This window comes from Streptomyces sp. XY006, assembly GCF_002237655.1.
In the GTDB taxonomy this organism is placed as follows: Bacteria; Actinomycetota; Actinomycetes; order Streptomycetales; family Streptomycetaceae; genus Streptomyces; species Streptomyces levis.
In genome coordinates this window covers 20,491-27,474 of record NZ_NOKT01000054.1, presented here as the reverse complement: position 1 = coordinate 27,474, position 6,984 = coordinate 20,491, and the positions used below count along the sequence as shown (strand labels likewise).

General features: G+C 75.2%; 6 protein-coding genes and 1 tRNA gene. 3 read left to right on the top strand and 4 right to left on the bottom strand.

Annotated elements, in window-relative coordinates; genetic code table 11:
* The coding region (locus tag CHR28_RS36485) for a DUF3662 domain-containing protein (protein ID WP_143655963.1) at window positions 1–501 on the bottom strand (501 nt) is incomplete at its 3' end.
* 472 nt (window positions 502–973) lie between these two features.
* On the opposite strand from CHR28_RS36485, the gene CHR28_RS36480 reads away from it, so the two are divergent.
* Window positions 974–1,057: transfer RNA gene (locus CHR28_RS36480), tRNA-Leu, on the top strand.
* 150 nt (window positions 1,058–1,207) lie between these two features.
* Here the strand turns inward: CHR28_RS36480 and CHR28_RS36475 are convergent.
* The 3 genes from CHR28_RS36475 to CHR28_RS36465 all read right to left on the bottom strand — a co-directional run bounded on the left by CHR28_RS36475 (window position 1,208) and on the right by CHR28_RS36465 (window position 4,798).
* Window positions 1,208–1,741 (bottom strand): winged helix-turn-helix transcriptional regulator, encoded by a 534-nt coding sequence (locus CHR28_RS36475; RefSeq protein WP_094058016.1) that lies wholly within the window; start codon window positions 1,739–1,741, stop codon window positions 1,208–1,210.
* 80 nt (window positions 1,742–1,821) lie between these two features.
* Window positions 1,822–4,002: an ABC transporter permease gene (locus CHR28_RS36470; protein WP_094058015.1), complete on the bottom strand. Its 2,181-nt coding sequence runs from the start codon at window positions 4,000–4,002 to the stop codon at window positions 1,822–1,824.
* A 70-nt stretch (window positions 4,003–4,072) separates the two neighbouring features.
* The gene (locus CHR28_RS36465; RefSeq protein ID WP_094058020.1) at window positions 4,073–4,798 is read right to left on the bottom strand and encodes an ABC transporter ATP-binding protein; all 726 of its coding nucleotides are present in this window, start codon (window positions 4,796–4,798) and stop codon (window positions 4,073–4,075) included.
* A 179-nt stretch (window positions 4,799–4,977) separates the two neighbouring features.
* Between CHR28_RS36465 and CHR28_RS36460 the strand changes: the two genes are divergently transcribed.
* Both CHR28_RS36460 and CHR28_RS36455 read left to right on the top strand, forming a co-directional pair.
* Entirely contained in the window at window positions 4,978–6,249 is a 1,272-nt protein-coding gene (locus tag CHR28_RS36460) for a sensor histidine kinase (RefSeq protein ID WP_179272694.1), read from the top strand.
* Complete coding sequence (locus tag CHR28_RS36455) at window positions 6,239–6,898, top strand: response regulator transcription factor (RefSeq protein ID WP_179272695.1); 660 nt, start codon at window positions 6,239–6,241, stop codon at window positions 6,896–6,898. Before CHR28_RS36460 ends, CHR28_RS36455 begins: the two co-directional genes overlap by 11 nt.
* Window positions 6,899–6,984 lie beyond the last annotated feature (86 nt).

Below are 6,984 nucleotides of genomic sequence, written 5' to 3'. Positions count from 1 at the left end.
CGGCGGCGCGGCCGGCATGGGCGGGGCGCCGGCGGGGGAGGCGGCCGGCGGGTAGCCGTAGCCGCCGGGACGTCCGGCCGGGGCGGCGGGCGCGGCGCCGCCTCCCGGGCCGCCCTGCTGGCTGCTGGAGGAGGCGAGCGTACGGCTGCGCACCCGGTACAGGCCGGTGTCCAGGTCGTCCGCCTTCTCCAGGTGCACCTTGATCGGGCCCATGAAGGTGTAGCGCTGCTGCTTGGCGTAGTCGCGCACCATGCCGGCGAGCTCGTCGCCGAGCTGGCCGGAGTAGGGGCTGAGCCGCTCGAAGTCCGGCGTGCTCAGCTCGACGATGAAGTCGTTGGGGACGACCGTCCGGTCGCGGTTCCAGATGGTGGCGTTGTTGTCGCACTCACGCTGGAGCGCTCCCGCGATCTCCACGGGCTGGACCTCGGACTTGAACACCTTGGCGAAGGTGCCGTTGACCAGACCTTCGAGACGCTGCTCGAACTTCTTCAGGACTCCCATGGGGCACCTCCTCCGTCGCTGCCGTCCTGTGTACTGCCCTGCGGGCCACTTGCCTGGTACTGCTTACTGATCGTATCCACGCGCCGGTCGATCGGCTGGTTCCCCCTGTCAGGCCGGCCGACGGGTGTCGACGCATGACGAAGTTCCCTGTGGAGCGCCCCTTCGAACTCCTGCCGGGGTACTGCCGCGCGCAACCGCTTCAGGTACTCCCGCCATGGATCGTAGAGGCGGCCGGAGACCAGTGTCCCGCACCCGGCTGTGGACCCGGACCGCCTCGTGGGGAGGAAGCGGGTACCGGTACGAGGTTGATACGTGAAGCGGCACGCGTTGATACGTGGCGGGGCCACGGATGGTTCGGCGGGGCCCCTGCCTGCGGGAAGAAGGGATGTGAACCCACCCCGTCCAGCGTGCTAATGTTCTGGGTGTCGGAAGGCGCCAGCCCCAAAGGGCCGGAGCCCAGGACACACCCAATGCGCGGGTGGCGGAATAGGCAGACGCGCTGGATTCAGGTTCCAGTGCCCGCAAGGGCGTGGGGGTTCAACTCCCCCCTCGCGCACAGCGAATCGGGCCTCGGTGACGCAAGTCACCGAGGCCCGATTCTTGTTTCCCCCTGGCCTTGTGAGGCTTCGCACAGCCCGGTCCGGTCGTCTTCGCGTCCCGCCCGTGAGCTATCTCACGAGCGGGCCCGGCGGAGGGCGGTGCGGTGTCAGGTCCGCTCGGAACCGTCGTCCCCCAGGGGGCGCCCGGTGCCGAAGCGGGCCCGGACGACCGGGTCGGCGAGCAGACGGTCCGGGTAGCCGGGGCCGGTGCGCGCGGTCAGGTCGTGGTGGTGCAGGGGCTCGCCGCAGTGGGAGCAGACGACCCGGGCCTCGGTGTCGTGGCCGCAGGGCGTGTGGCGCAGGACGACCGGGACGCCCGCGTCGCCGGCCAGCCAGCGGTCGCCCCAGGCGCTGAGCGCGGCGAGCACGCCGAAGAAGTCGCGGCCCTTGTCCGTCAGCAGGTACGCGTGGCGCACCGGCTCGCTCTGGTACGCCCGGCGCTCGATCAGGCCCTCGCCCTCCAGGCGGCGCAGCCGGTCGGTGAGGGTGTTGCGGGCGATGCCGAGGGTGCCGGTGAAACCGTCGAAGCGGGACTCGCCGTAGAAGAGTTCGCGCAGCACCAGCAGGGTCCAGGCGTCGCCGAGGAGGTCGGCGGTGCGGGCGATCGAGCAGGGCCAGTCGCCGAACGAGGTCCGTCGCATGGCTCCACTGTAGGGCGGTCCCCCTCGTCGGTCTCATGATGAGATCCACCGCGGGGTCCGGTTCACTCGCGGATCCCCGTTCACTCGCGGATCCCCGCCAGGTCCACCGCCGTGCGGCGCAGCGCGAGGGCGGTGGGGACGACCGCGCAGACCACGGCGAGCAGCGCGCAGGCGGCCACCGTCGCGCCCAGGGCCCGCCACGGGAGGACGAGGGCGGGCGGGGCCGACTGCAGGGCGAGGGCGGCCGCCGGTCCGGCCAGGTTGACGACGGTGACCAGCAGGCCGAGGAGGGCGCCCGCCGCCACGACCGTCAGCGCTTCGGCCCCGGTCAGCCGCAGGATCTGCCACCGCGTGGCCCCGGTCAGCCGCAGCACGGCCAGGTCCCGGACGCGGTCCGACCGGCCCATGACCGTGGTGGTGGCCACGGAGATGCCGGTGTAGAGCAGGGCGATGCCGAGGACCAGCAGGAGCCCCAGGCGGGTGGTGCGCTCGGTCCCCGGCTGGGTGGCCCGCAGCCAGGCGTCCCGGGTGAGGACCCGGCCCGTGCCGGCCGCGGCGCGCAGGGCGGTGGCGACGGCCGCATGGTCCGCGCCCTCGGCCAGGGCCACGTCGACCCGGTCGACGGGGGCGCCCGGGGCGTTGCGCGGGGTGACGTAGACGCCGTTGTCGCCGGTGCCGGTGGTCATGACCGCGGCGATCCGCAGGGTCCGCCGGGTGCCGTCGCCGAGCCAGACCCGGACCCGTTCGCCGACCCGGTGCCGCCGCCACTCCTCGTTGACGACGATCGAGTCGTCGTCGAGGTCGCCCACCCGGCCCGCCGCGAGGGGCAGGCGGGCCGTGGCGGCCAGGGAGGCGGGCGTCACGGCCCGGGCCTCGGAGCGGATCAGGGCCACCCCGTCCTCCAGCACGTGCACGGCCGTCGTGGACGAGGGCGCCACCACGGCGCCCGGGACCGCCCGCAGCCGCCGCAGGGCCGCCGCGTCGAAGCCCGCACCGCCGGCCGGGGTCACGACGAACGCGGCGGTGGTCCGCTCGCGCGCCTCGGCCGCCTCCGACCGGTTCAGGGTCGCGGTCGTGCCGAGCAGGGACCCCGCGAGGGCGACCGTGATCAGGACGGGAGCCGCGAGCGCGGCGGTGCGGCGGGCCCCGGCGGCGGCGTTCTCGCGCACCAGCAGGGCGCAGACGCCCGGCAGCCGGGTGAGCAGCCCGACCAGGGGGCGCACGCACAGCGGGGACAGCAGGGCCGCCGCCGTGATCAGCAGCATGGGGCGGCTGATGTAGCTCTTGCGGTGCAGCAGTTCGCCCGGGTCGCCGGTCAGGGAGAGGGCCAGGGTGACGGCGGCGGCCAGCAGCAGGGCCGTGCCGCTCAGCAGGCGGCCCCGGGTGATCCGGCCGCGGTCCGCCGAGGCCTCGCGCAGGGCCTCGACGGGGGCCGTGCGCCCGGCCCGCCAGGAGGCCGCGGCGGCCCCGCACAGGGCGACGAACAGGCCCGTCCAGAACGCCGCGTGGTACGGCCAGACGTGGTCCCCGACGGTGAACCAGGCCGGGGCCAGGCCCGCTCGGACCACTCGGGCGGCCAGCAGCGGCGCGGCGTGGGAGCCCAGGGCGCAGCCGGTGGCGGAGGCGAGGGCGCCGACGGCCAGGGCCTCGGCGAGGACGGTCCGGCGGATCTGGCCCGGGGTGGCACCGGCCGTGCGCAGCAGAGCGAACTCCCGGCGCCGCTGGGCCACCGCGAAGGCGAAGGTCGACGCCACGACGAACACCGACACGAAGGCGCTGACGCCGCCCGCCGTGCCGAACAGGGCGTTCATGGCGGTCAGTGCCTCACGGTCGCGTTCCGGCCCGGGTTCGGCGAGGCGGCGCGCGGTCCCGGTGAGGACCCGGGCGTCGTCGCCCACCACCTCCCGGACGGCCGCCGGGTCGGCCTCGATGCCCAGCCGGTGCACGCCGGTGGCGGACCGGTCCGACACCACCGGCCCCAGCTCGCGCAGCCGGGCCACGGTCGCGGCGGGGATCGGGCGCGGGTGGGCGAGCCGGGCCGTGCGCCCACCGGCCGGAGTGGGCACGCGCAGGGTCTCGTGGCTCGTCACTACGACCGGCACACCCGCGAACCGCTCGGGCCCGCGCTCCGGGGCGGAGACCGACGAGGCCAGGGCCAGCCCCATGACGGTGAGCAGGGCCACGCCCAGGGCGAGCGCGACGAAACCGCCCGTGAAGGAGGTCCAGCGGATGCGCAGGGTACGCAGGGCGACGCTCAGCATGGGGCGGCCTCCAGGAGGGTCATGACGAAACCGCCCGCGGGCGAGGTGCAGCGGATGCGCAGGGCGACGCTCAGCACGGGGCGGCCTCCAGACGGGTCATGTGGGCGGCGACGGTGGCGGCGTCGACGCCGGTCAGCTCGGTGCCGACCCGGCCGTCGACGAGGAAGACCACGCGGTCGGCGTACGCGGCGGCCACCGGGTCGTGCGTGACCATGACCACCGTCTGGCCCTCGCGGTCGACCATGCCGCGCAGCAGCCCGAGCACCTCCCGGCCGGTGCGGGTGTCCAGCGCGCCGGTCGGCTCGTCGCCGAACAGCACCGCCGGGCGGGTGACCAACGCCCGGGCCAGGGCGACGCGTTGCTGCTGGCCACCGGAGAGCTCCCCGGGTCGGTGCCGGGACCGGTCGGCCAGTCCGACCTGCTCCAGCGCCTCGCGGACCCGGGCCTTCGGAACGCGGCGGCCGGCCAGGCGCAGGGGCAGGGCCACGTTCTGCTCGGCGGTCAGCGAGGGCAGCAGGTTGAAGGCCTGGAAGACGAAGCCGACCCGCTCGCGGCGCAGCAGCGTCAGCCGCCGCTCGCTCAGGCCGGTCAGTTCCGTGCCGCCCACGGTGACCGTGCCGGAGTCCGGCCGGTCCAGGCCCGCGGCGCACTGCAGCAGCGTGGACTTGCCGGAGCCGGACGGGCCCATGACGGCGGTGAAGCTCCCGGCGGGCAGGGCCAGCGAGACCCCGTCGAGCGCGGTCACCGCCCCGTACGTCCTGGTGACCGCGTCCAGCCGGACGGCGTCGTGTGTCATGAAGTCCCCCTGATGCGGATCCACTTGGTCCACCGCTGGTCGGTGTCGCACCACGAAACCCGGCCGGAGCGGTCCGGCGCAGTGCGGCGGGACCTACATCCGGGGTAGGGCCAGGCCTACCCCCGGACCTCCGTCCCGGCCCATGGCCCGGCCCGGGCCGGGCTCCTACGGTGATCCCCATGCACCCTTCGAACGTGTGGCAGGCCCTGGCCCGCCCCGGCTACCCGCTGTCGGCGTGGCCCTGGCGGGCGGCCGGTTACCTGCTCACCGGCGCGGTCGCCGGGGCCGTGGTGCTCGTGGGGATCGTGCTGTCGGCGGTGGCCGGCGGCGTGCTGGCGCTCGCCCTGGTGGGCATCCCGCTGCTGTTGGCCACCGCCCTGGCTGGTCTTCCGGTGGCGGTGGTGGAGCGGCTGCGACTGCGGCTGGTCGACGCCGAGCCGGCGCCCGACCCGCACGAGCCGCCCGGCGCGCCGGGGCTGCGGGCCTGGCTGGCGACGCGGCTGCGCGAGCGGGCCACCTGGCGGGAGCTGGGCCACGCCCTGCTGTTCGCGGGGCTGCTGTGGCCGGTGGACGCCCTGGTGCTCGCCGTCGGGCTGCTGGCCCCGCTGTCCGTGCTGCTCACGCCGCTGCTGCTGCTCGTCGCGGGCGAGGCGAAGGTGCTCAAGCTGTGGCTGGTCACCGGCTGGCCGGCCGCTTTCGGCTGGGCCGTCCTCGGGCTGCTCCTGCTCGTCCTCGGCGGCTATCTGCTGGGCGTCGCGGCCGGGGCACGGGCCGGACTGACCCGGCTGCTGGTCGCGCCGCGGGAGGTGGACCTGGGGGCCCGGGTGGTCGAACTGACGCGTTCCCGAGCGCGGTTGGTGGACGCCTTCGAAGCGGAGCGGCGGCGCATCGAGCGCGATCTGCACGACGGGGCCCAGCAGCGGCTCGTCGCGCTGACGATGACCCTCGGCCTGGCCCGTCTCGACGCCCCGCCCGGCCCGCTGGCCGACCAGCTCGCCACCGCGCACGAGGAAGCCGGGGCCGCCCTCGCGGAGCTGCGCGAACTCATCCACAACATCCACCCCAAGGTCCTCGCCGACTACGGTCTCGAAGCCGCCGTCTGTGACGCCGCCGACCGCTCCGCCGTGCCCGTCGACGTCGATCTGGAGCTGCCCGGGCGGCTCTCCCCGGCCGTCGAGGCCACCGCCTACTTCGTGGTGTGCGAGGCGCTCGCCAACGTGGACCGGCACAGCGGAGCGAACCGGGCGGAGGTCAGCGGCGGGCACCGTGACGGCCGGCTGTGCTTGCGGATCCGCGACGACGGACGCGGCGGCGCGCGGGCGGGGCAGGGCAGCGGGCTGACCGGACTCGCCGACCGGGTGTCGGTGCTCGATGGCAGACTCTCCCTGTCCAGCCCGCCCGGCGGACCGACCCTGCTGTGTGTGGAGATCCCCTGTGACCCTGCGCGTTGACCGTCCGCTGCGGGTCGTCCTGGCCGAGGACGGCGTCCTGCTGCGGGACGGACTCGTCGGGCTGCTCGGCCGCTGCGGGCACGAGGTCGCCGCCGCGGTGGGCGACGCCGAGGCCCTGGTCGCCGCCGTCGGGGAGCACGACCCGGACGTGGTCGTGACGGACGTGCGGATGCCGCCCGGCTTCCAGGACGAGGGCCTGCACGCGGCCGTACGGCTGCGCCGGGAGCGGCCCACGCTGCCCGTGCTGGTGCTCAGCCAGTACGTGCAGCGCCGGTACGCCGCCGAACTGCTCGACTCCGGCGACGGCACGGGCGTCGGCTACCTGCTGAAGGACCGCGTCGGCCAGGTCGAGGAGTTCGTCACGGCCCTCGGCGAGGTGGCCGACGGCGGCACGGTCGTCGACCCCGAGGTGGTACGGCAGTTGCTGCGCCGCCGCCGCGACCCGCTGGAGCGGCTCAGCCCGCGCGAGCGGGAGGTGCTGGCGCTGATCGCTGAGGGCCGGTCCAACAGCGCGATCGCCCGCCGTCTGGTCGTCTCCGAGGCGGCCGTGGGCAAGCACGTCTCGGGCATCCTCACCAAGCTGGACCTGCCCCCGGCGCAGGACACCCACCGCCGGGTGCTGGCGGTGCTGGCGTACCTGCGCGCGTAGCGGGAGCCCACCGACGGCCCCCGGGCGGGGGCGCGTTGTGGAAAAACCGGCAACTTGGTTTCATTGCGTCGCCATTCAGAGCCCTG

Bases quoted from the DNA above. Each gene is read 5' to 3' on its own strand.
- CHR28_RS36475 (WP_094058016.1), bottom strand. From the start codon at position 1,741: ATGCGACGGACCTCGTTCGGCGACTGGCCCTGCTCGATCGCCCGCACC.
- CHR28_RS36470 (WP_094058015.1), bottom strand. From the start codon at position 4,002: ATGCTGAGCGTCGCCCTGCGTACCCTGCGCATCCGCTGGACCTCCTTC.
- CHR28_RS36465 (WP_094058020.1), bottom strand. From the start codon at position 4,798: ATGACACACGACGCCGTCCGGCTGGACGCGGTCACCAGGACGTACGGG.
- CHR28_RS36460 (WP_179272694.1), top strand. From the start codon at position 4,978: ATGCACCCTTCGAACGTGTGGCAGGCCCTGGCCCGCCCCGGCTACCCG.